The sequence below is a fragment of the Winogradskyella arenosi genome, assembly GCF_003337305.1.
Classification (GTDB): domain Bacteria; phylum Bacteroidota; class Bacteroidia; order Flavobacteriales; family Flavobacteriaceae; genus Winogradskyella; species Winogradskyella arenosi.
In genome coordinates, this window is record NZ_QPJO01000002.1 from 764484 (window position 1) to 787742 (window position 23259).

General features: G+C 36.3%; 19 protein-coding genes. 13 read left to right on the forward strand and 6 right to left on the reverse strand.

The features are described 5' to 3' along the window. Positions 1-2: 2 nt before the first annotated feature. The 10 genes from DFQ08_RS08035 to bshA all read left to right on the forward strand — a co-directional run bounded on the left by DFQ08_RS08035 (position 3) and on the right by bshA (position 11757). Complete coding sequence (locus DFQ08_RS08035; protein ID WP_114309480.1) at positions 3-950, forward strand: MlaD family protein; 948 nt, start codon at positions 3-5, stop codon at positions 948-950. Between the two features lie 10 nt (positions 951-960). After that, the gene (locus DFQ08_RS08040) at positions 961-2274 is read left to right on the forward strand and encodes a (Fe-S)-binding protein (RefSeq protein ID WP_114309481.1); all 1314 of its coding nucleotides are present in this window, start codon (positions 961-963) and stop codon (positions 2272-2274) included. A gap of 2 nt (positions 2275-2276) precedes the next feature. After that, on the forward strand, positions 2277-2459 hold the full coding sequence (locus DFQ08_RS08045; protein ID WP_114309482.1) for a hypothetical protein: 183 nt from the start codon (positions 2277-2279) through the stop codon (positions 2457-2459). Between the two features lie 8 nt (positions 2460-2467). Next, on the forward strand, positions 2468-3250 hold the full coding sequence (locus tag DFQ08_RS08050) for a (Fe-S)-binding protein (RefSeq protein WP_114309483.1): 783 nt from the start codon (positions 2468-2470) through the stop codon (positions 3248-3250). 248 nt (positions 3251-3498) lie between these two features. Next, positions 3499-4023: a PH domain-containing protein gene (locus DFQ08_RS08055; RefSeq protein ID WP_114309484.1), complete on the forward strand. Its 525-nt coding sequence runs from the start codon at positions 3499-3501 to the stop codon at positions 4021-4023. After that, positions 4010-5518 (forward strand): PH domain-containing protein, encoded by a 1509-nt coding sequence (locus DFQ08_RS08060; RefSeq protein WP_114309485.1) that lies wholly within the window; start codon positions 4010-4012, stop codon positions 5516-5518. Before DFQ08_RS08055 ends, DFQ08_RS08060 begins: the two co-directional genes overlap by 14 nt. Positions 5519-5552: 34 nt before the next feature. Next, positions 5553-6038, forward strand: coding sequence for an ABC transporter ATPase (locus tag DFQ08_RS08065; protein ID WP_114309486.1), 486 nt, complete (start codon positions 5553-5555; stop codon positions 6036-6038). Between the two features lie 85 nt (positions 6039-6123). Further along, positions 6124-7353 carry a phosphoserine phosphatase SerB gene (gene serB / locus DFQ08_RS08070; protein WP_114309487.1) on the forward strand — a complete coding sequence of 410 codons (1230 nt, stop codon included), beginning with the start codon at positions 6124-6126 and terminating at the stop codon, positions 7351-7353. Between the two features lie 128 nt (positions 7354-7481). Then, positions 7482-10439, forward strand: a complete 2958-nt coding sequence (locus DFQ08_RS08075) for a glycoside hydrolase family 3 N-terminal domain-containing protein (protein WP_114309488.1) — start codon at positions 7482-7484, stop codon at positions 10437-10439. A gap of 178 nt (positions 10440-10617) precedes the next feature. Beyond that, the gene (bshA, locus tag DFQ08_RS08080; RefSeq protein ID WP_114309489.1) at positions 10618-11757 is read left to right on the forward strand and encodes an N-acetyl-alpha-D-glucosaminyl L-malate synthase BshA; all 1140 of its coding nucleotides are present in this window, start codon (positions 10618-10620) and stop codon (positions 11755-11757) included. Positions 11758-11833: 76 nt separating this feature from the next. Here the strand turns inward: bshA and DFQ08_RS08085 are convergent, their stop codons facing one another. Continuing rightward, on the reverse strand, positions 11834-12355 hold the full coding sequence (locus tag DFQ08_RS08085) for a DUF7935 family protein (RefSeq protein WP_114309490.1): 522 nt from the start codon (positions 12353-12355) through the stop codon (positions 11834-11836). Between the two features lie 132 nt (positions 12356-12487). On the opposite strand from DFQ08_RS08085, the gene DFQ08_RS08090 reads away from it, so the two are divergent. The 3 genes from DFQ08_RS08090 (at position 12488) to DFQ08_RS08100 (ending at position 17393) form a co-directional block, all read left to right on the forward strand. After that, positions 12488-14056, forward strand: a complete 1569-nt coding sequence (locus DFQ08_RS08090; protein WP_114309491.1) for a hypothetical protein — start codon at positions 12488-12490, stop codon at positions 14054-14056. A gap of 99 nt (positions 14057-14155) precedes the next feature. Beyond that, positions 14156-16492, forward strand: a complete 2337-nt coding sequence (locus DFQ08_RS08095) for an ATP-dependent helicase (protein WP_114309492.1) — start codon at positions 14156-14158, stop codon at positions 16490-16492. 280 nt (positions 16493-16772) lie between these two features. Continuing rightward, positions 16773-17393 carry an L-threonylcarbamoyladenylate synthase gene (locus DFQ08_RS08100; protein ID WP_114309493.1) on the forward strand — a complete coding sequence of 207 codons (621 nt, stop codon included), beginning with the start codon at positions 16773-16775 and terminating at the stop codon, positions 17391-17393. A gap of 7 nt (positions 17394-17400) precedes the next feature. Here DFQ08_RS08100 and DFQ08_RS08105 read toward each other — a convergent pair whose 3' ends face one another. The 5 genes from DFQ08_RS08105 to DFQ08_RS08125 all read right to left on the reverse strand — a co-directional run bounded on the left by DFQ08_RS08105 (position 17401) and on the right by DFQ08_RS08125 (position 23259). After that, complete coding sequence (locus tag DFQ08_RS08105) at positions 17401-18603, reverse strand: multidrug effflux MFS transporter (protein ID WP_114309494.1); 1203 nt, start codon at positions 18601-18603, stop codon at positions 17401-17403. Between the two features lie 155 nt (positions 18604-18758). Continuing rightward, positions 18759-20300: an acyl-CoA carboxylase subunit beta gene (locus tag DFQ08_RS08110; protein WP_114309495.1), complete on the reverse strand. Its 1542-nt coding sequence runs from the start codon at positions 20298-20300 to the stop codon at positions 18759-18761. A 94-nt stretch (positions 20301-20394) separates the two neighbouring features. Continuing rightward, positions 20395-21834 carry an acetyl-CoA carboxylase biotin carboxylase subunit gene (gene accC / locus DFQ08_RS08115; RefSeq protein ID WP_114309496.1) on the reverse strand — a complete coding sequence of 480 codons (1440 nt, stop codon included), beginning with the start codon at positions 21832-21834 and terminating at the stop codon, positions 20395-20397. Positions 21835-21974: 140 nt separating this feature from the next. Continuing rightward, a complete protein-coding gene (locus DFQ08_RS08120; RefSeq protein ID WP_317048382.1) occupies positions 21975-22451 on the reverse strand; it encodes an acetyl-CoA carboxylase biotin carboxyl carrier protein subunit in 477 nt (158 codons plus the stop codon). A 130-nt stretch (positions 22452-22581) separates the two neighbouring features. Further along, positions 22582-23259: a PrsW family intramembrane metalloprotease gene (locus tag DFQ08_RS08125; RefSeq protein ID WP_114309498.1), complete on the reverse strand. Its 678-nt coding sequence runs from the start codon at positions 23257-23259 to the stop codon at positions 22582-22584.

A 23259-nucleotide genomic window follows, 5' to 3' on the forward strand; every position in this document is an offset into this window, starting at 1 on the left:
CATTGAAAATCTCAAGAGAAGTTAAAACCGCAATTCTAGTCCTAGCCGGCATTGCCTTTTGTATCTACCTATTCACCTTTCTTAAAGGTGAAGACTTATTTGAAAATTCAAATACCTATTATACAGAATTCGATTATAACGCCCTTAGTATGTCATCTCCAGTGACGATTAAAGGGAATAAGATAGGGAAGATAGAACATATTAAATACGATTACGAAACCGGTAAAACACGTATTGCATTTACCGTAAATCCTAAATTAAAATTTTCTAATAATAGTAAGGTAAGACTTTATCAAGATGGTCTTATGGGGGGGAATGCCCTAGCTATTGTTGAAGGAAATAGTGGTGTAAACGCAGAACCAGGAGATTTTATTAAATCGGAAGTAAAGCCCGGAATGATTTCATCATTAGAAAAGAATTTTTCAGGGATTAGTGAAGATTTAGGCGTTACCTTAAGATCTTCAGATACCTTATTAACAAATTTAAACGCCTTAGTTGTTGATGAGTCTGAAGACGGGCTTAAACAAACTATCGCAGAATTAAACGCAACACTTAAGTCCTTTAAAACGGTTGCATTTGCAGCGAATAACCTAATTAACGAGAACGATAAAAAAATCGCCTCGCTCTTAGAAAATTTTGATGCGACCAGTGCAGAATTAGCTATTTTAATAAAGGATCTTAATGAGGCAAAATTGTCTAATACGGTTAAAAATTTAGATGCTATGGTGGCCAAGCTTAACGGTCTTGCTACAGGTCTTGAAGCCGGAGAAGGAACTATAGGGAAATTATTAAAAGATGATGGCCTCTACACTAATTTAGATAATGCTTCTAAAGAGTTACAACTTTTACTTTTAGATATTAAATTACACCCTGCGCGCTATAGACGTATTTTGTCTAAAAGAGAAATTCCTTATGAAGCGCCTACGCCAGAGCAATTAAATAATAATTAAGCCGCCACTCATGGAATACATACCGAATATCATTTTTGCTGTAATCCTAATTGTAGGGATTGGTTTTTTTGCACGTAATATTAAAAAACTGATTCGTAATATTAAATTAGGACAAGAGGTTGATGCCAGTGATAATAAACCACAACGCTGGAAAAACATGGCTTATATCGCTTTAGGTCAAAGTAAAATGGTAAAACGTCCCATTTCTGGTTTTCTGCATGTTATTGTTTATGTTGGTTTTATAATTATTAATATTGAAGTTTTAGAAATTATTATCGATGGGCTTTTCGGGACTCACCGTATAGGTTTATCCATATTACCCAATACAGTTTATGGGTTTTTAATAGGCACTTTTGAAATTTTAGCGGTTTTAGTGCTCGTGGCGGTAAGCGTATTTTGGATTAGAAGAAACGTTATAAAGATAAAACGTTTCTTGAGTTCAGAGATGAAAGGTTGGCCAAAGAGCGATGGAAATATTATTCTTTATTTTGAAGTGGTTTTAATGGCTTTGTTTTTAATGATGAATGCCACGGATACCGAATTTCAAAACTTAGGGATTGGTAATATTATTTCTCAATGTATTGCACCGCTCTTCGATGGGGTTTCTCCTGAAGGCTTAAGTGCTATTGAACGTACCGCATGGTGGTTACATATTGTAGGCATACTTATCTTTTTAAATTATTTATACTTTTCTAAGCACTTACATATTCTTTTAGCGTTTCCTAATGTGTATTTTGGAAAAGTGGAGCCTAAAGGAAAGTTTAATAACTTAGAGGCTGTCACGGCAGAGGTAAAATTAATGATGGATCCGGATGCCGATCCTTTTGCGGCAGCACCAGAAGGCGCAGAAGACGACGTGCCTGCTAAATTTGGAGCGAGTGATGTTATGGATTTAAGCCAAATTCAATTGCTCAACGCTTATACTTGTACCGAGTGTGGACGTTGTACTAGTGAATGTCCGGCTAATCTTACCGGTAAAAAATTATCACCTCGTAAAATCATGATGGATACGCGAGATCGTTTAGAGGAAGTTGGTAAAAATATTGATGCTAATAACGGCGAATTTAAAGACGATGGAAAACAGCTTCTTGGTGATTATATTACCAATGAGGAGCTTTGGGCGTGTACGACGTGTAACGCTTGTGTAGAAGCATGTCCGGTAAGTATTAATCCATTGTCTATTATTATGGATATGCGTCGTTATTTAGTGATGGAGCAAAGTGCGGCTCCTATGGAATTAAATACAATGATGACCAATATAGAGAATAACGGTGCACCATGGCCATATAACCAAATGGACCGTCTGAATTGGAAAGATGAATAAGAATGAATTATTTTCTTAAATTAAAACCACGCATTAGACTGCAATTAGGAATTGTGGTCACGGTTTTATCTGCAATAGCCTTTTATTACATTTGGAATAATGATACCGGTTTTTTAGGTGGATTTATAGCAGGCGCTTTATTGGGTATCGGATTTGGGTTAATTGTAACCTATAAGAAAAAATAAGAGACATTATGAGCGAAGAACTTAAAGTGCCAACCATGGCAGAGTATATGGCAGAAGGCAAACAACCTGAAATTTTATTTTGGGTAGGTTCTGCTGGAAGTTATGATGATAGAGCAAAGAAAATAACCAAAGCTTTTGTGAAAATCTTAAATAAGGCTAAAGTCGATTTTGCCGTTTTAGGAACTGAAGAAAGCAACACTGGTGATGTGGCTAAACGTGCAGGAAACGAGTTTTTGTTTCAAATGCAAGCCGTTATGAATATTGAAGTGCTTAATGCTTATGAGGTAAAGCGTATTGTAACCTGTGATCCGCATTCTTTCAATTGTATAAAAAATGAATACCCTGGATTAGGTGGTCAATATGAAGTTATTCATCATACACAGTTTATAGAGGAACTTATTGCCTCAGGACGTTTAACTTTAGGGGGAGATACCTACAAAGGAAAACGGATTACTTTCCATGATCCTTGTTATTTAGGACGTGCCAATAGTGTTTACGACGCGCCTAGAGATGTGCTCAAAAAAACCAATGCCAATCTTATTGAAATGAAGCGCCATAAAGGAACAGCGTTATGCTGTGGAGCGGGAGGTGCACAAATGTTTAAAGATGCTGAACCTGGAAATAAGGAAATCAATGTTTTAAGAACAGAGGATGCCTTAGAGACACAACCGGAAATTATTGCGACAGGCTGCCCGTATTGTAATACCATGATGACGGACGGTGTAAAGTTTAAAGAAAAAGAAGCTGAAATTAAAGTCATGGATATTGCAGAATTAATTGCCAACGCTTAAGCGATACGGTTATTAATTAGTCTATGAATTTTATTCTAGGAGATCAATGTTTTGGGACTTTGCAGGATAGAATGGAGGCTTAATTTGAAAGTTTTCAGATCCATCTTATTAATCGTTATCTAACGTTCTACAGAAGGCATTATTGGAACGTATGGGTATCATATCTATAGTTTTTTAACTTCAGCATTAAGGTCTCAAGAATTAAAATTGAGTTGTATTTATTTTTCGTCCTAAACATTAATAGTAAAATGACCTTTATAAATTCTCAAATACAAACGGAAGACTTGCCTCGTGTTGAAGATGTGATTCTTAAGCCCATTTCAAAAGCCTATTTAAAGATTATTGCCCTTAATAAATTACTTATTTATACGGTTTTAATAGGTTTAGTTTTTCTTGGTAAATATCTTATTGAAAACAAAGAAGCCCACTTGCCTATAAGTATATGGTATGTTCTTGTGGCTGTGGTATTGTTTTGTGTGTTAAATTTTTTGGTGAGTTTTTTGGCTTTTCAAAAGCGCAAATATGCCCTAAGAACGCATGATGTTATTTATGCGAAAGGACTCCTAGTGCACAATAAAGTGACGGTACCGATTTCTAGAATTCAACATGTGGAAGAGTCAAGGAGTTGGTTGGCGCGTTATTTCGGATTGGCGACCCTTAAAATTTATACCGCAGGAGAGTCTGGTAGCGATTTAAGTATAAGTGGATTGCCGCATTTAGAAGCTACGCAAATTAAAGAAGTTATAAGCGCAAAGATTAATGGAGATAACTGATTTTTCACATCCCATACGGCAATCGTCAAAAGGAATTATAGTCATTTTTGCGTTTAAGACCATCTCATTTTTTAAAAAGTTCTTTGTGCTTTTTATTGCTTTTGGTTTGTCCATCGTTAAAAATCAGACCTTAGGCGGAGTCACACCGTTTAGATTACTGTTAGGTCTTATCACGGTTTTAATCGTCATCTTAGTCATAGCTATTTTAAAATATTTAAATTTTAAATTCCATTTAAGTGATGACGATTTCCATCTGGCTACGGGGGTAATTAATAAGGACAATACAATTATTCCGAAGTCTAAAATTCAGAATGTTTATATCAAGCAGAATTTTTTACAGCAAGTCATTAATGTAGTTTCCTTAAAAATAGAAACCGCCGGCGATAAAAAATCTGAAATAGAAATTAATGCCTTAGATAAAGCCACCGCCCTAGATTTAAAATCCAAGTTGTTTGCTAAAAACAATGTTGTAAATGCTGTGGAAAGCCCTACGCAAGCCGTAGTAAAGGATCGTGATGTCTTTTTTAAAGTGACGCCTATCCGTTTGCTACTCGAAGGTATTTCTCAAAATCATTTTAAGAGTTTTTTATTAATAACCACTTTTGTTTTTGGTTTGTATACCGAATTGGAAGACTATCTAAAAGCCTTAAATATTGAAGAACGTATAGAGGACTATGTGAATTTTGATGAAGAAACGATCTTTAATTTAATACTTACCAATGCCATCTTAATTTTAGGTGCTGTATTATTTTCGTTGCTCTTTTCGGTGGTGAAAACCTTTATCATTAATTTTAATCTTGAAGTGGTAGAGCACCAAAAGACCGTGGAGATTAATAAAGGCCTGTTTGATAAAGTGTCTTTAAGTTTAACGCCTAGTCGTATTCAGAACTTAGTGATTAGCACAAACCGTCTAAAACAAGCATTAGGCTTACATAGTATGGCCGTAAAACAAGCTATGGTCAATGTTAAACAGCAAAAGAACTTTAATATAGTAGCCTTAGAAAAAGAACAGCTTCATTATTTAATCAATAAACTATTATCAGGGTACTTTGAAGATGAAGGCGAAAAACGAAAACCACGTCCGTATTATATGCGGATTGCCACTTTAGAAATGCTTTTATTTTTTACGGTTCTTAATGGCTTAGGGTTTGCCTTTTTAGGGATAGACGCGCTATGGGTTAACCTCATTTTTATACCCTTAGCAGTTTTGTACGTACTTACGTCTTACCGAAAAGCCTATTATAGAATTTCGGAAAACTTTATTACCATAGGCAGTGGCGTCATTGATACGACCACTCAGATTCTAGAAATTCATAAAATTCAAAGTGTGAAACTTAAGCAAAGTATTTTTCAGAGACCAAGAAAGGTGGTGTCGCTTGTAATTTCAACTGCATCACAGTCTGTAACCATTCCCTATATTTCTAAATCTGAAGCCCTTTCGATTAACAATTATTTGTTATATAAGGTAGAATCTCAAGACCGAGATTGGATGTAAAGTCTTATTTTTGTGTCTTAGAAAAAATAATTTTATGCTAGTTGATTTTAATACCCTCCCCGAAGAGTCTAGAGTTTGGATTTACCAAGCCAACCGTTCGTTTTCAGATGATGAAATTGTACAATTAAAAGGACAGTTAGAAACGTTTATCGAAGCATGGACCGCTCACGGTAAAGATTTAAAAGCAGGTTTTAAATTAGTGTACAAAAGGTTTATCGTTATAGCGATGGATCAGTCTTTAAATAGTGCTACAGGTTGTTCTATTGATGCTTCAGTAAATTTTATTCAACAGTTAGAACAGCAGTACAACGTAGACCTTATGGATAAGATGAATGTATCTTACAAACAAGGAGAATTTATAGCCTATAAACCCTTAGTCGATTTTAAGAAAATGGCACAACAAAAAGCGGTGTCTAAAAATACGATTGTATTTAATAATTTGGTGACTAATATTGCCGAATTCAACGAAAACTGGGAGGTTCCCGCGAGCGAAAGTTGGCACAGTCGATTTATAAAATAAGACTTTCAAGATAAAAATTTTTATATCTCAACAAGAATAGTCACTTTTACATTATAGATTAAAGGACTAACCCAAAACCTCAATTGTGGCTACAGACATTTTTTTATTAAACATTTCAGGACAAGATAAACCAGGATTAACTTCAAGCTTAACCAGCGTATTAGCAGAGTATGATGCTAAAGTATTGGATATTGGTCAAGCAAATATTCATGATACCCTTTCTCTAGGGATTATGTTTGAAATAAAATCAGGAAAAAAATCGGCAGCCGTACTTAAGGATCTATTGTTTAAGGCTTACGAGTTGGAGTTGACCGCAAAGTTTTCTCCTATATCCTTAGAAGATTATGAAGATTGGGTGAACCTTCAAGGGAAGGATCGTTATATTGTAACCATAGTAGGCGAACGTTTAGCGGCGGTTCAAATTTCTGAAGTCACTAAAGTTATTTCAGAAAAAAACCTGAATATCGATTCTATTAAACGGCTTACAGGGCGTACGTCTTTAATTAATAAAGAAGAGTATCCTAGAGCATCCATACAACTATCAATACGAGGCCGAATAGGAGATAAGTCCGATTTTACTGAAAAAATGATGGCCATCTCTAGAGAGTTAGATGTCGATATCGCTTTCCAAGAAGATAATATCTTTAGACGCAATAGACGTTTGGTATGTTTTGATATGGATTCGACCTTAATTCAGACTGAAGTCATTGACGAATTAGCTGAATTGGCGGGTGTTGGTAATGAAGTAAAAGCCATTACAGAAGCCGCGATGCAAGGCGAAATTGATTTTAATGAAAGTTTTAAAAGACGAATGAAACTTTTAGAAGGCTTAAGTGAATCTGTTTTACAGGAAGTGGCACAACGCTTGCCAATTACTAAAGGCGCAAAACGTCTTATAGATACCTTACATTACTACGGATTTAAAACCGCTATTTTATCGGGTGGATTTACCTATTTTGGCCACTACCTACAAGAAAAATTAGATATAGATTACGTCTACGCTAACCAATTAGAAATTAAAGATGGTGCCTTAACAGGAGGCTACCTTGGTGATATTGTAGATGGTAATAAAAAAGCAGAATACTTACAATTGTTAGCCGATAATATGCACATAGATATTAGTCAAACCATTGCTGTTGGTGACGGTGCTAATGATCTACCGATGTTAAACTTAGCGGGCTTAGGGATTGCATTTCATGCCAAACCTAAGGTTAAGGATAGTGCCCAGAGTTCTATTTCTAGTATTGGTTTAGATGGGGTACTGTACTTATTAGGCTACCACGACCGTCAAATTGATTTGGTGTCTGAAGGCTAAACAACACCCTTTAAAATCGATATATAAATCTATCTTAAAGTCTTTTTAACTTCCTTTTAATTATGGTAATTTGGCACAATAATCGATGTCATTTTACGTACTAAATTTATAATCTTTAAAGATTGCTAATGCGATATATTGCCCTTTTTCTAATTTGTGGTTGTTTTCAATTTCTTTTTGCTCAAAACAGCGCGCGTCATCCCCTTCAAACTACCGATTCTATTCAACAAAAGAAATGGGTGGATAGCCTGTATAATGCGATGTCTGTAGAAGAGCGTATTGGGCAGCTTTTTATGGTGCAAGTATTTTCTAATAAAGGGAGAGCCCATGAGACTAAGATTGCGCAATTAATAAAGAATCAACATATAGGTGGTTTAATTTATTCTAATGGTGGTCCCGTACGTCAAGCCCAATTGAATAATGAGCTTCAGGCAGCTTCCAAGGTGCCGTTATTAATAGGAATGGATGCCGAATGGGGACTAAGTATGCGCTTAGATTCTACCTATGCTTTTCCATGGAATATGACCCTTGGCGCTATTTCTGATCCTAAATTGGTAGAGCAAGCCGGACGACAAATAGGGGAACATTGTAAGCGCCTTGGGGTGCATTTTAATTTTGCACCAGCGGTAGATATCAATACCAATCCTAAGAACCCTATAATCGGAAACCGTTCGTTTGGTGAAGACCGTGATAATGTTACCGAAAAAGGATTGGCCTTTATGAAAGGTATGCAAAGTGCAGGAACCCTAGCCAATGCTAAACATTTTCCTGGGCATGGGGATACGGAAGACGATTCGCATTTAAAACTACCGACCATTAATTTTAGCGCGAAACGAATCGATTCTATAGAAATCTATCCTTACCGAACCCTTATAAAAAAAGGATTAGCAAGTGTTATGGTAGCGCATCTTAATGTGCCAAGTTTAGAGGCACGTAGAGATTTCCCATCGTCATTATCTAAACATATTGTCACCGATATTTTAAAAGAACAGTTAGGTTTTAATGGCCTAATTTTTACGGATGCTTTAACCATGAAAGGCGCAGCGGATTATGTGGCACGAGATGTTGATGGGTCTAAAACAAAAAGTTTAGTAAAAGGAGGCGAGATCGATTTGATGGCCTTTTTAGCAGGTAACGATGTGATGCTCATGTCTGAAGATCCTGCTGCAGGTATTGCCAAATTTGCAGAAGCTCTTAACCAAGGGGTGATTACAGAAGAACGTTTAGCCTATTCTGTAAAGAAAATATTGATGGCAAAATACAAAGTTGGACTTCATAATTACTCGCCAATAGGGATTTATAATTTAAAAAATGATCTTAATAGATTAAAGGACGATTTGCTATATGAAGAGCTCATGGAAAACGCCCTTACGGTGGTAAAAAACAGTAATGACTTGTTGCCTTTTAGAGATTTAGAAACTAAGAAAATAGCGTATGTGGCCTTAGGTGATGACTCAGGCTCTGTTTTTCTTGAATCTTTAAAGAAATACACTAAAGTTCATGAGATAAAAGCTGATAAACTAGATGAAGTCATTGCTAAACTTCAGAATTATAATACGGTTGTTGTTGGCTTTCACAAATCGAATGCGAACCCTTGGAAGAGTTATAAGTTTTCTCAAAAAGAAATGGCATGGTTATATGAAATTGCACGCACCAATACGGTGGTTTTAGATGTCTTTGCCAGACCTTATGCTTTAAACGATTTGCTTACCGTAGAGAATATTGAAAGTGTGGTGGTCAGCTACCAAAATAGTGCTATTGCACAAGAAAAATCAGCGCAGTTAATTTTCGGTGCTATCGATGCTAAAGGTAAATTACCTGTAAGTGCAGGTCCATTTTTTCCTGTCGGTACGGGGAAAAGCTATAACTCTATTATGAGTTTAAGTTATGGTTTACCAGAACGCGTGGGGATGGACTCCGATCGTTTATTACGCATAGATTCCATAGCCAATTATGCTATAGAAGGAAAAATGACGCCAGGAATTCAAATCTTAGTCGCCCGAAAAGGGAAGGTGGTTTACAGTAAGAATTTTGGGTATCATACTTATAAAAAGAAGAATCCTGTAGATTTTAATGACCTCTACGATGTGGCCTCGTTAACCAAAATTTTAGCTACGCTTCCTGTATTAATGGAGTTAGAAGAGCAAGGTTCTGTGAGTTTAGACGATAAACTAGGCGATTTAATGCCGGAGTTTAAAACCACGAACAAAAAGAATATTACCTTAAAAAAGATGTTGTCGCATTACGCACGTCTTAAGCCATGGGTGCCATTTTACTATGCCACTTTAGATTCGGTAACCAAATTACCAGATCCTAAATATTACAAATTTAAAAGTACAGAAGGCTATAGAACTGAGGTCACCAACACCTTATTTATGCGTGATGATTATCAAGATACCATACAGAAAATTATCAGAGATAGTGATTTGTTACCGAGTTTAAGATATCGTTATAGCGATTTACCGTATTACATCTTAAAAAAATATTTGGAGGATTTTTACGCGAAACCGCTAAGTGAAATCACGGAAGATCGTTTTTATAAAGCGTTAGGAGCTAATTATACCACCTATAATCCAAGGAAAAAATTCAGTTTAAAGGATATTGTTCCTACGGAAATTGATAACTATTACCGTTATAAAGAAGTTCATGGTTATGTGCATGATATGGGAGCAGCAATGCAAAATGGGGTAGGCGGACATGCCGGCGTTTTTAGTAATGCTAATGACGTGGCCAAGATTATGCAAATGTACTTGCAAAAAGGGTTTTACGGAGGAAAGCGCTACTTAGATCCTGAAACCATTGATAAGTTTAACTACTGCTATTATTGTGGAAATAACAACAGACGTGGTATAGGTTTCGATAAACCTCAATTAGGTGATGAAGGGCCAACCTGTGGTTGTTTATCCATGACTAGTTTTGGACACTCAGGCTTTACAGGGACTTATGCTTGGGCCGATCCGGATGAAGAAATTGTCTATGTGTTTTTGGCCAACCGAACGTACCCTGAAGCAGGTAAAAACTTATTACTTAGAGAAAATATAAGGACAGAAATACAACGTCTAATTTACGAAGCTATTATAGACTAAGGAGCACTGTATTAGAGCAATACTTTAGGAGCACTTTCTAAGTTTTAAATTATTGGGAAGGTGAAATGGTTATGATGTACATTTTATAAGACGTCTACAGAAAGGAGGCTTAATAAATTACGACTATAACCTTAGATTTGGGCTGCGGCGCAGATCATTTTAATATTAAATAGAAAAAATGAAAATAGGAATTGTTTGTTACCCAACATTTGGAGGTAGTGGTGTCGTCGCTACAGAATTAGGTTTAGAATTATCTAAACGTGGTCACGAAATTCATTTTATCACCTACAGCCAACCGGTACGTTTAGAATTGTTGAGTAATAATGTTCATTTTCATGAAGTTCATGTACCTGAATATCCTTTATTTTTATATCAACCTTACGAGCTGGCCTTATCTAGTAAATTAGTGGATATGGTAAAACTGCATGGCATAGAATTGTTACACGTGCATTATGCCATTCCGCATGCTTATGCCGCTTACATGGCACAGCAAATGTTAAAAGATGAGGGGATTTATGTGCCTATCGTTACCACCTTACATGGTACGGACATTACCCTTGTAGGAAGTCATCCGTTTTATAAACCAGCCGTAACCTTTAGTATCAATAAATCTAATGCTGTAACTTCTGTTTCAGAAAGTTTAAAGCAAGATACCATGCGTTTGTTCGATATTAAAAATGAAATTTCTGTCGTTCCTAATTTTATCGATTTAGAAAAACACGAACATAAGTTTACTGATTGCCAACGCGGGATGATGGCAGAAGATGATGAGCGCATCATTACGCATATTAGTAACTTTAGAGAGGTAAAACGTATTCCCGATGTTATTAAGGTGTTTTATAACATTCAAAAAGCATTACCAGCCAAATTAATGATGGTCGGTGAAGGGCCTGAAAAAGAAGCTGCTGAAATATTGGCTGAAGAATTAGGAATTAGTGAACGCGTTATTTTCTTCGGAAATAGTAATGAAATAGATAGAATACTCTGCTTTAGTGATTTGTTTTTATTGCCCTCTCAAACCGAAAGTTTTGGTTTAGCGGCTTTAGAGGCTATGGCTAGCAGTGTTCCTGTGATTTCTACAAATACAGGAGGTTTATCGGAGGTCAATGAAGATGGGTATTCAGGTTATTTGAGTGATGTTAATGCGATACATGATATGTCTGATAATGCGTTAAAAATACTTACTGATATCAAGACCTTAGAAACCTTTAAAAGCAATGCAAAATTACAATCGCAAAAATTCGATTTGCGTAATATTGTTCCGATGTACGAAAAAATTTATGAGGAAACTCTAAAGGCCTTTTTAGTGGCAGAATAAACGGATTCTTTAATAAAGACCTTAATAAAAAAGGCTTCTCATTGAGAAGCCTTTTTTATTTAAGTTATAAGGTGTTTTACCAAAGGTCACTGACCTCTTGTTTAATATACGCAAGAGCAGCATTACTTGGAGCAGGTTTATCCATAAGTTCGGTTAATACCACTTCTCGTAATTTTGAGGCATTTTCCGTAGTATCGGGTAGTGCCGCTTTTCTAATAAGTTGAATGGTGGCATTTTTAGCCGCAATAGTGATAGACCAACATTGATCACTCACATAAATTTGTTGCGTTAAATTATGCTCTAACTCTTGTTCTATCGTTGCAATAAGCAAACTCTCGTAATCGGTTTTACTCGTAGAAGTTGGGTGAACACGCGTTAGAAGTTTAGAAGGCGAGATGCGTTCTAAAAAAAGTGTCATTCGTTCATAGGCTTGTAAACGTAGTGGTAAACTTTCTTTCTGCAGATCTTTATGCATTAAAAAATGCCGTCTCTTATTTTCATTGTTTACATGTTGCTTAAAAAAATAGTATGCCATAGCACCCACAAGAGCTGCAGGTGTAATATTAAAAAGTAAGTCTATAATCCTGTCAAGATCCATTAAAATAGATTTTTTATTGAGTTAACATTAATTGATTCCCGGTTATAACGCTTCCCCTATTAAGGGTACCTTATAACGCCAAACTGTAAAGTTAATTTAATTTAAAGATTTAGAAATTTTATCTCTAAAAATATGAAGCAAAAATATAAGAAATTAGCAATACTAGGGATTGTCCTTCTCTGTCTTGTTGGGGGATTAACCTATGCGGCAAATTATGTAGTAAGTCAAAAACTAGAAGCCGCGTTAGCCGATTTGAGTCCAACCGTAAAAGTTACCTATAAGGATCTTCATGTGGCCTTATGGGGAGGAGATGTGTCGCTTTCTCAACCTAAAGTTGTGCTAAGCGGAAAAACAACGGGTAAAACCTTATTAGATGCGCAATTGCAAGCCATAGAATTGAATGATTTAAGTTATTGGGATTATATCGTGCACAATGAAATTACAGCTAAAAAATTAAATGTGGTAAAGCTCATTGCGACCTATAACCATAATCCTGTTGTGCAGCGAAGCAGTTATGAGCAGAGCTTTTTAGAGGGATTAAAACAGAATATTAGCATTGAAAGTCTAGCTTTAAAGCAAGCCGATATTTTAATCAAGAATGCTGTAAATGATAGTGTTATATTGAGTACTTCAGATTTAAACTTTAAAATTTCAGAATTAAAAATTAAGGCCGAAGCCCAAAATAAAGACGAAAAGCTAGAGTACAAATCCTATCATCTTCAAACTAAAGCTTTAAATTTTGCAGCAAACCCCTATGAAGATTTAGCCATTGATAGTGTTGATATTACCAACCATACGGCCCGTTTAAGCGGATTTCAATTCCGTACCAAATATTCAAAACCAGAATATGATGCGGTGTTAAAACAAGAGCGCGATCATTTTAAGGTGTTTATTAAAGACATTGAGTTGCAAGATTTAGATTTTGGATTTAATCAAGAAGAGCGCTTTTACTTCTCTTCTAAATCAATGCTGTTAAACACGCCGAAAGCTGAAATTTATAGAAATAAATTGCTTCCCGATGATACCAGTACAAAATTACTTTACAGCCGGATGTTGCGAGATTTAGATTTTCAGCTCGGATTAGAAAACTTAAAAATTAAAAATGGGACGTTGTCTTATTTAGAGAAAGTGAAAGGATATGAACCAGCTGGTCGTTTAGATTTTACAGAGATGAATGCGCGCATTTGGCATTTAGGAAATACATTTTTAGATGAAGACACAGTGATTAGTATTAACACACAATTTATGGATAGTGCGACTTTAAATGTAGATTGGAATTTTAAGGTAGCCGATTCTACAGATCAATTCATTTTTAAAGCCGATTTACAAAATTTTAAAGCGTCAGAATTAGCGCAATTCACAAAACCCAATCTCAATGTAGATCTTCAAGGAGAGTTGCAACAAACTTATTTCACCATTGGAGGAGATTCTAGAGTGGGGCAAATAGACTTAAAAGTGAATTATGACGATTTTAAAGTGGCCATTTTAAGAAAAGACGGAAAGGAAAAAAACAAGCTTTTATCGACGCTAGTGAATCTATTTGTTTCTAAAGATAGTGATGATGAAAAAAATAATTATCGTTTTGGACATTCAGAATCCGTAGAACGCGATACCACCAAATCCGTTTTCAATTTTGTCTGGTTAAATATTAAAGCGGCTTTACTTTCTGCTATGGCGGGTGATGGCGAAAAGGAGTCCTAATTTGAAGCGACTCTTAATAACATTCTTGATAAATTATAGCAATTCAATGCGGAAAACTATGAGACTATCCGTAAATTTACAGCTTCAAAAAATATTAGATTGGAAAAGTATCTTAGTCAACTTAATGAGGCGCAATTGGCGCCTACCATACAGATTGATGGCCCAATGATTATCATTGCTGGTGCAGGTTCTGGTAAAACACGTGTGCTTACATTTCGTATTGCTTATCTCATGAGCAAAGGAATTGATGCCTTTAATATTTTGGCCTTAACCTTTACCAATAAGGCGGCCAAGGAAATGAAAGGTAGAATTGCAGACATCGTAGGAAGCAGTGAAGCTAAAAATCTTTGGATGGGAACCTTTCACTCTGTTTTTGCCAAGATTTTACGTTTTGAAGGGCACCACTTAGGGTATCCAAGTAATTTTACAATTTACGATACCCAAGATTCTCAAAAATTAATGGGGTCTATTATAAAAGAAATGGGACTCGATAAAGACATCTATAAAACCAAACAGGTTTATAGCCGTATCTCGTCTTATAAAAATAACTTAGTAACCGTAAAAGCGTATTATAAAAACCCTGAATTAATGGAGGCCGATGCTATGGCAAGACGTCCAAGAATGGGAGAGATTTATAAAGAATACGTGGATCGTTGTTTTAAAGCAGGAGCCATGGATTTTGATGATTTACTACTAAGAACTAACGAACTTTTAACACGGTTTCCTGCGGTATTAGCGCAATACCAAGACCGTTTTAGATATATCATGGTAGATGAGTATCAAGATACCAACCACTCGCAATATCTAATTGTAAGAGCATTAGCAGATCGTTTTCAAAATATTTGTGTCGTAGGGGATGATGCCCAAAGTATCTATGCCTTCCGTGGTGCCAATATTAGTAATATTTTAAATTTCCAAAAAGATTACGACGGGGTTAAAATGTACCGCTTAGAGCAGAATTATCGCTCTACTAAATGTATAGTTGGAGCAGCAAACTCTGTTATAGAACATAACCAAACTAAATTAGATAAGGTTGTTTGGACGGCTAATGATGAAGGGGAAAAAGTAAAAGTTCACCGCGCATTAACCGATGGTGATGAAGGTCGTTATGTGGCCAGTACCATTTGGGAAACTAAAATGAATGAGCAACTGAACAACAGTGATTTTGCCGTTTTATACCGTACCAATGCGCAGTCTAGGGCTATTGAAGATGCCCTACGTAAACGCGATATTCCATATCGTATTTATGGTGGTTTATCGTTCTACCAACGTAAAGAGATTAAAGATTTAACGGCCTATCTACGTTTAGTGCTCAACCCTTCCGATGAGGAAGCTTTAAAACGTGTTATTAATTATCCAGCACGTGGTATTGGACAAACTACTGTAGACCGCTTAATTGTGGCGGCTAATACCTATGGAAAAACTATTTTTGAGATTTTACAAAACATCGATAAAGTAGATATAAACATCAATGGCGGAACAAAAAATAAGTTGAAAGATTTTGTGACACTTATTGAGAGCTACCAAGTGATGAATAAAACAGCGAATGCCTTTGATTTGGCTGAGCATGTTACAAAAACCAGTGGTTTAATTAGAGAACTGAACAAGGATGCAACACCAGAAGGTGTGGTGAAGATGGATAACGTTCAAGAATTATTAAACGGTATTAAAGATTTCGTTGAAGGACAAATTGAATTGGCTGATGCAGGTGATTCTTTAGCTGAATTCTTAGAGGATATTGCTCTAGCGACCGATTTAGACGGTGATAAGGGAGATCCAGATCACGTGGCATTAATGACCATTCACTTGGCAAAAGGATTAGAGTTCGGACACGTATTTATCGTGGGAATGGAAGAAGATTTGTTTCCAAGTGGCATGAGTATGAACACAAGAAGTGAACTTGAAGAAGAGCGCCGTTTATTTTATGTGGCTTTAACAAGAGCCGAAAAACAAGCTTATTTAACTTATACCTTATCGCGTTACCGATGGGGGAAATTAATAGACGCAGAACCAAGTCGATTTATAGAAGAAATTGACGAGGAATTTGTAAATATCGTAACACCCTTAAAACAACAACGTGTCAACCCAATGTTAGACGATTCTATCTTTGGAGACATAGAACCTAATCGCATTCGATTTGCGAAACCAAAAAAAGCAAAAATTTTGAGAAAAGATTCTAAGAAGAAACCTGAAAAATTTCAAATTAGTACCCCAAAAAAAATGAAACCCCTTGCCGATACTGATGACAGTGTAAGCTCTTTTGATACCAAATTAAAAGAAGGAAACACCGTAAATCACGATCGATTTGGTAGAGGTGAAGTTTTAAAACTAGAAGGCACCGGCGCTGATGCTAAAGCTGAAATAAAATTTCAGAATGGCGATGTCAAAAAACTCTTATTGCGTTTTGCTAAATTAGATATCTTACGTACCAAATAAAGATGATGATTTAATAGGAGCGTTAATGCTCAACTATTGAAACCATTCAAAATATTTAACCCAATTTAGAGTGCTTATAAAGCCTTTAAATTGGGTTTCTTTTTTCTTTCATATAATCACAAGTAGAATCACAATTAAGGGTTGAAATTTTGATAGCGACTTATCACTTAAGAACCTAGACCGAAGTTTACGTGATTTTTTTAAAGACGATTTAAAGAATTAGTTCCTTCCTATAAAAAAATATAGTTACTTTGTATTTCTTATTGTAAAGACACAAATTATGGCTGAATTCATTAAAATATATCCTGAAAACCCCAATCCAAAAGAGATTCAGAAAGTCATAAAAGTTTTAAAGAGTGGCGGACTCATTATTTATCCTACCGATACGGTTTATGGTTTAGGTTGCGATATTACCAATATAAAAGCTTTAGAACGGATTGCTAAAATTAAAGGTGTAAAGCTTGAAAAGTCTAATTTTTCTTTTGTGTGTGAAGATTTAAGTAATCTTAGTGATTATGTGAAACAGATTGATACCACTACCTTTAAAATTTTAAAACGCGCCTTACCTGGGCCTTATACATTTGTGTTACCAGGCTCTAAAAATTTACCAAACCCCTTTAAAAAGCGAAAAACTGTTGGGATTAGGGTACCCGATAATTCCATTGCCTTAGCAATAGTTGCTGCCCTTGGTAATCCTATTGTGTCAACTTCTATTAGAGATGAAGATGATGTCTTAGAATACACGACAGATCCCGAACTTATACTCGAAAAATGGGATAACTTAGTAGATCTAGTCATAGATGGGGGTTACGGCGATAATGAAGCGTCAACGATTATCGATTTATCAACGGAAACCCCTGAGATTATTAGAGAAGGCAAGGGGAGTTTAGATATTTTTTAAGCGACTATTATCCTTTTACTCTTACAGGTTTTTTTACACTGTAAAATAAGACCAAACCAATAATACCGGTAATTAAGAATCCTAAGAACAGCGGTAAAACAGAGGTGGTGATAAAGCTACCAATAAAATTCGCAATCGGAACAGCCATGACAGTGGAAATGAATCCATTTAAGGCCGACCCAATACCTGCAATATGCCCCATAGGCTCCATGGCTAAAGCTCTATAATTTCCAAATAAGAAAGCAACGCTCGCAAATTGTACCATTAAAAAGCCTATTAAAACACCAATAGGCGGGTTAACGCCCGACCAGAATAATATTACGTAGATAAAGGCCGTACTGATAAAAACGAGTAAGGCAATATGGACTAAATTCCACATTCCAAAACGCATCACAATAGCACTATTTAGAAAAGTAGACAGACCAATAGTGACCGCCAAACTCGCAAAGATGTAGGGGAAATATTCCCCTAAATTATATTGAACTTGAAAAATCTGCTGCGATGTACTTAAGTATACCATAAACGATCCAGTGACCAATCCGGAGAGTAAAGTATAAATAACGGCAGATTTAATTCTGAAAAACGTAATAGATCCTGATTTAAAAATGGAAAGGTGAAATGTTTTCTGATACGATTTATGCAGCGTTTCGGGTTGCCGTTTCCAAAACCAAATCATTACAAAAGACCCAAATATTAAATTAACCGTAAAAATGGAGGTCCATCCAAAATGTAACAATAGAAATTGTCCTAGCATCGGAGCAATAACGGGCACTAAAATAAAAGTCATCGTTACGATGGAAAGAATCTTAGCCATATGATCGCCACTATAAGAATCGCGTACTATAGCGATACTCATGGTTCTTGGAGAAGATAAGCCAACACCTTGTAAAATACGACCCAGTAACATCATCTCAAAACTACGAGTTGTCATACAGATGATAGAGGCAATGACGAAGATAACAAAGCCACAATAGACCATTGGTTTACGTCCAAAACTATCTGAGAGCGGGCCAAAAAGGAGTTGACCAAAACCAATACCTAAAAATATAGTGGTAATTAACTTTTGGTTTTCAGTATCTCCTGTGCTTTTTAAATAGGCACCAATATCTGGTAATGCAGGTAATACAGCATCAATAGCAATGGCGACCATAGCCATTAAGGCAGCCATTAATGTAACAAATTCTAGTTGTGACCTTTCTTCATTTTGCATTCCGCAAATGTAAGGCTATTGTGTGTAGTGTAAAATGCCTTAACGTTAATTTAAATTTGATTTTAATAGTTCCTCTAAATTTATCTTCTAGAAAATGAAAAACCTGATAGGACATATATCTTATCAGGTTTTAGTAGGCTTATCTTAATGCGTTCTTATAAGGGAATGTTACCGTGTTTCCGATCAGGCTTCGAAACCGCTTTATTTTCTAACATTTTAAAAGCCTTAATTAATTTACGTCTTGTGTTTTGTGGCAGTATAACATCGTCTATAAATCCACGTTCGGCAGCACTATAAGGGTTGGCAAATAGTTTGGCGTATTCGGCCTCTTTTTCTTTTAATTTAGCCTCTTTATCTTCTGCATTTGAAATCTCTTTCTTAAAAATAATTTCGGCCGCTCCTTTTGCACCCATTACAGCAATTTCAGCATTAGGCCAAGCAAAATTCATATCGGCTCCAATATGTTTAGAGTTCATCACATCATAAGCGCCACCATAGGCTTTACGTGTAATGACAGTTACTCTTGGTACGGTAGCCTCACTAAAGGCATATAATAATTTGGCGCCATTAACAATGATACCGTTCCACTCTTGATCGGTTCCGGGTAAAAATCCAGGAACATCTTCTAAAACGAGTAACGGAATATTAAAACAGTCACAAAAACGCACAAATCGGGCCGCTTTTTTAGAGCTATCAACGTCTAAAACGCCCGCTAAAAACATGGGTTGGTTGGCCACAATACCAATACTTCGACCGCCTAAGCGGGCAAAGCCAACGATGATATTTTCAGCGTAATTTTTATGAATTTCATAAAAAGAATCTTCATCAATAATCCCTGTAATTACCTCGTGCATATCATAAGGCTTATTCGGATTTTCTGGAACTATAGAATTGAGATTGGGTCTTATTTCTTCTTTCAGTTCAAAAGGGATTGAAGCGGCTTTTTCTTTATGACTCTGTGGGAGATAGCTAAGAAGTTTTTTAATGTCTTCCAAACATTCTACATCATTAGTCGCGGTTATATGTGCCACTCCAGATTTTGAAGCGTGTACACTAGCGCCACCTAACTCTTCACTGGTCACGGCTTCATTAGTTACGGTTTTTACCACATTAGGCCCTGTAACAAACATATAGCTGGTGTCCTGTACCATCATAGTAAAATCAGTCATTGCTGGCGAATACACGGCACCACCTGCGCAGGGTCCCATAATCGCAGAGATTTGCGGAATGACTCCTGAAGCTTGCACGTTTTTATAAAAAATATCGGCATAACCTCCTAAAGAGCGTACTCCTTCTTGAATACGAGCACCACCAGAGTCGTTAAGACCTACTAAAGGGGCCCCAACATTAATGGCCATATCCATAATTTTACAAATTTTTTCAGCATGAGTTTCAGATAAAGACCCTCCAAATACGGTAAAATCTTGAGCAAATACATAGATTAATTTACCATTTACGGTCCCATAACCTGTAACAACACCATCACCGTAATATTGTTGGTCTGCCATTCCAAAATCTTTGGTTCTATGGGTGACTAAAGCACCAATTTCTTCAAAAGAACCTTCATCGAGTAAGTACATCACACGCTCTCGAGCGGTTAGTTTTTTCTTTTCGTGTTGCTTGTCTATTCGGGCTTGACCTCCGCCTAATTTGGCTAAGGCTAATTTATCATTGAGTGTTTTTATTTTTTGATCCATGGGATTTATATTTTAATCTTATCGCAATGTCTATTGCAAATAAAATTTAACGTGTGTTGATTGGGTTCCTTATTTAGGCTAGGTAAAGTTTTATTTATTGTGGAACGCGTAACATTTGCTGTGCTTTTAAGTATTCTTTTAAGGCAATTTTAGCGGCAATTTCGGCTTCTAATTCGTCTTGTTGTTTTAAGAGGTCCGGAGCGTAATATTTTTCTACAAAATGCGTATCAAATTGTCCACTTTTAAAAGCGTCGTGATGACAAACAAAATGCCCGAAACCTAAGGTCGTTTGCACGCCAACAACTTTAAAAGCTTCAATAGCCTTAATCATTTGCGCAATAGCCTCGTCTCTTGTGTCGCCGTAAGTGATGAGTTTAGATAGCATAGGGTCGTAATAAATAGGGATGTCCATACCTTGCTCAAAGCCATTATCTACTCTAATATTTTTACCTTCTGGCCATTGATACACCTCTAAGTGGCCTACGCTAGGTAAAAAATCGTTCATAGGATCTTCAGCATATACCCGAAGTTCTAGGGCATGTCCGTTAATTTTTAAATCCTCTTGTTTTAAATTGAGCTTTTCGCCTCTAGCAACTTTAATTTGAAGTGCTACTAAATCCACACCTGAAATCCATTCGGTCACCGGATGCTCTACTTGAAGCCTCGTATTCATTTCTAAAAAATAGAAATTATTATCTTCATCTAAAAGAAACTCTACAGTTCCTGCGCCAATATAATCGCAAGAGCGTGCCACGTTAATGGCGGCTTGCCCCATTTTTTCTCTTAATTCGGGTGTTATCGCAACAGACGGCGCTTCTTCAATAACTTTTTGATGTCGACGTTGTATGGAGCATTCGCGCTCAAAAAGATGAATTACCTGACCGTGCATATCGGCCATGATTTGTATTTCAATATGACGAGGAGAAGCCACATATTTTTCAATAAAGACGGCTCCATCTCCAAAGGCCGATTTGGCCTCACTGATGGCTCTGTGCATTTGACTTTCAAACTCGGCTTCATTTTTTACAACACGCATTCCTTTTCCACCACCTCCGGCAGAAGCTTTAATTAAAATAGGAAAACCAATGCCTTTGGCTATGTCTTTAGCACGTGGAATATCTGTAATGGCATTTTCCGTACCAGGAACCATAGGAATATCGTAGGCTTTTACGGTTTCTTTTGCCGCCAATTTGCTTCCCATAACTTTAATAGCCTTAGAGCGTGGTCCAATAAATATGATGTTGTTCGCTTCACAAAGTTCAGCAAAGGCAGCGTTTTCACTAAGGAACCCGTAACCCGGATGAATGGCATCAACGTTTAATTGTTGTGCCACTTCAATAATTTTATCGGCTTTTAAATACGATTCGCTAGACGGTGCAGGGCCGATACAAACAGCTTGATCGGCATATTTTACATGAGGAGCGTTTCTGTCGGCTTCAGAAAATACGGCTACGGTTTCAAGTCCCATTTTTTTTGCCGTACGCATAACTCTTACAGCAATTTCTCCTCTATTGGCAACTAATATTTTTTTCATGAAAGATTGTAATTGGATCGTCCTAACAATTTAGGAACAGATTGAATCAATTATTTTATGTTATAGACAAAGGGTGTCTATTGAGCACGTGTTTTGTTTCTTTGAAAAACATGTATTGCGCACTAATCCCTTCCGCAGTCTTATTCAAATACAATAAGAAGGGCATTTTTGTCTACGGTTTCGCCTTGTTTTATGGTGACAGATTTTATCACACCTTCACGAGGGGAATGGATCACATTTTCCATTTTCATCGCTTCTAAAATGAGTAAGGTGTCATTCTCTTTAACTGCATCACCCGCTTTAACATGCACTTCGAGTATTAATCCAGGCATTGGAGCTTTAATTTCATGGATTTGTTTAGAGGCACCAATCTCGAAACCTAAAGCTTCTATTTGCTGATCTAAGGCATCATATAAATTGACCTCATAGGTGTTGTTATTGACTTTTACCGTATATAACTTCTTGTTGAAATTAGAGGTTAAGATTTCTGCCTTAACACTGGTATGTTCATGAAGTAAATGATAATGTAGGGGCGTTGTTTCTATAATATCTAAGGTCTCTAGGCTTTCTTTTGAGAGATTGAAAGTGTGAGACGAATTAACTTTAATTTTATACATCGTAGAAATTTTACGTGATTAATTGTTTTGACCTAAATCTATTGCAAAATAACAAATTTACACGGCGAATTATCAAATAGTATTGAAAATATGATAATCGCGCTTTGTCTAGCGTTGCTGGAATACTAAATTAAAGTGATCTAAAATGGGAATTATCTTGATGGGCCTTTATGGCTTTTTTTGAAAGAAAAATTCCGATAATTAGAGAGATAAAGGCCCCAATTGAAATGCCTGGAATAAAATTAATAAATAAGAAGAAATCATAAGCGCCATGAAATAACACGGCTAAAAATAGTCCGGTTAAATTAAATAAAACGCTGCGGTTTGAAAACTTAGATTTCCCCATGTAAAAGCCCATAATGATGCCAAAGACCGCATGGGCCGGAACAGCCGTAAGCGCTCTTAATAAGGCTACTTGATAACCTCCATTAATAACATACAAGATGTTTTCTGTACAAGCAAATCCCATAGACACCATAACGGCATACATAATGCCATCATAAGGTTCATTAAAAGCTTTTTGCGGTTGGGCATAATAGTTTACGATAACATATTTGCTGAATTCTTCGGCTAAGGCTACCACTACAAAAGCCTGAATAAATTGTTGCCATATACTAAATTCGTCAGTTAAAGGGATAAATCGGCCTGTAAAAAGATAGAGTACAAATACAATGAGAATACTTATCACGGCACCAAGGACAAAGCTAATGGCTAAAAGACGTTTGGGTTCCTTATCATATTTATCTTGAAAATAGATGTAAAGAATAATACTAAAAACAGGAGCGATGGCAAGAAGAAGTAATGTCAT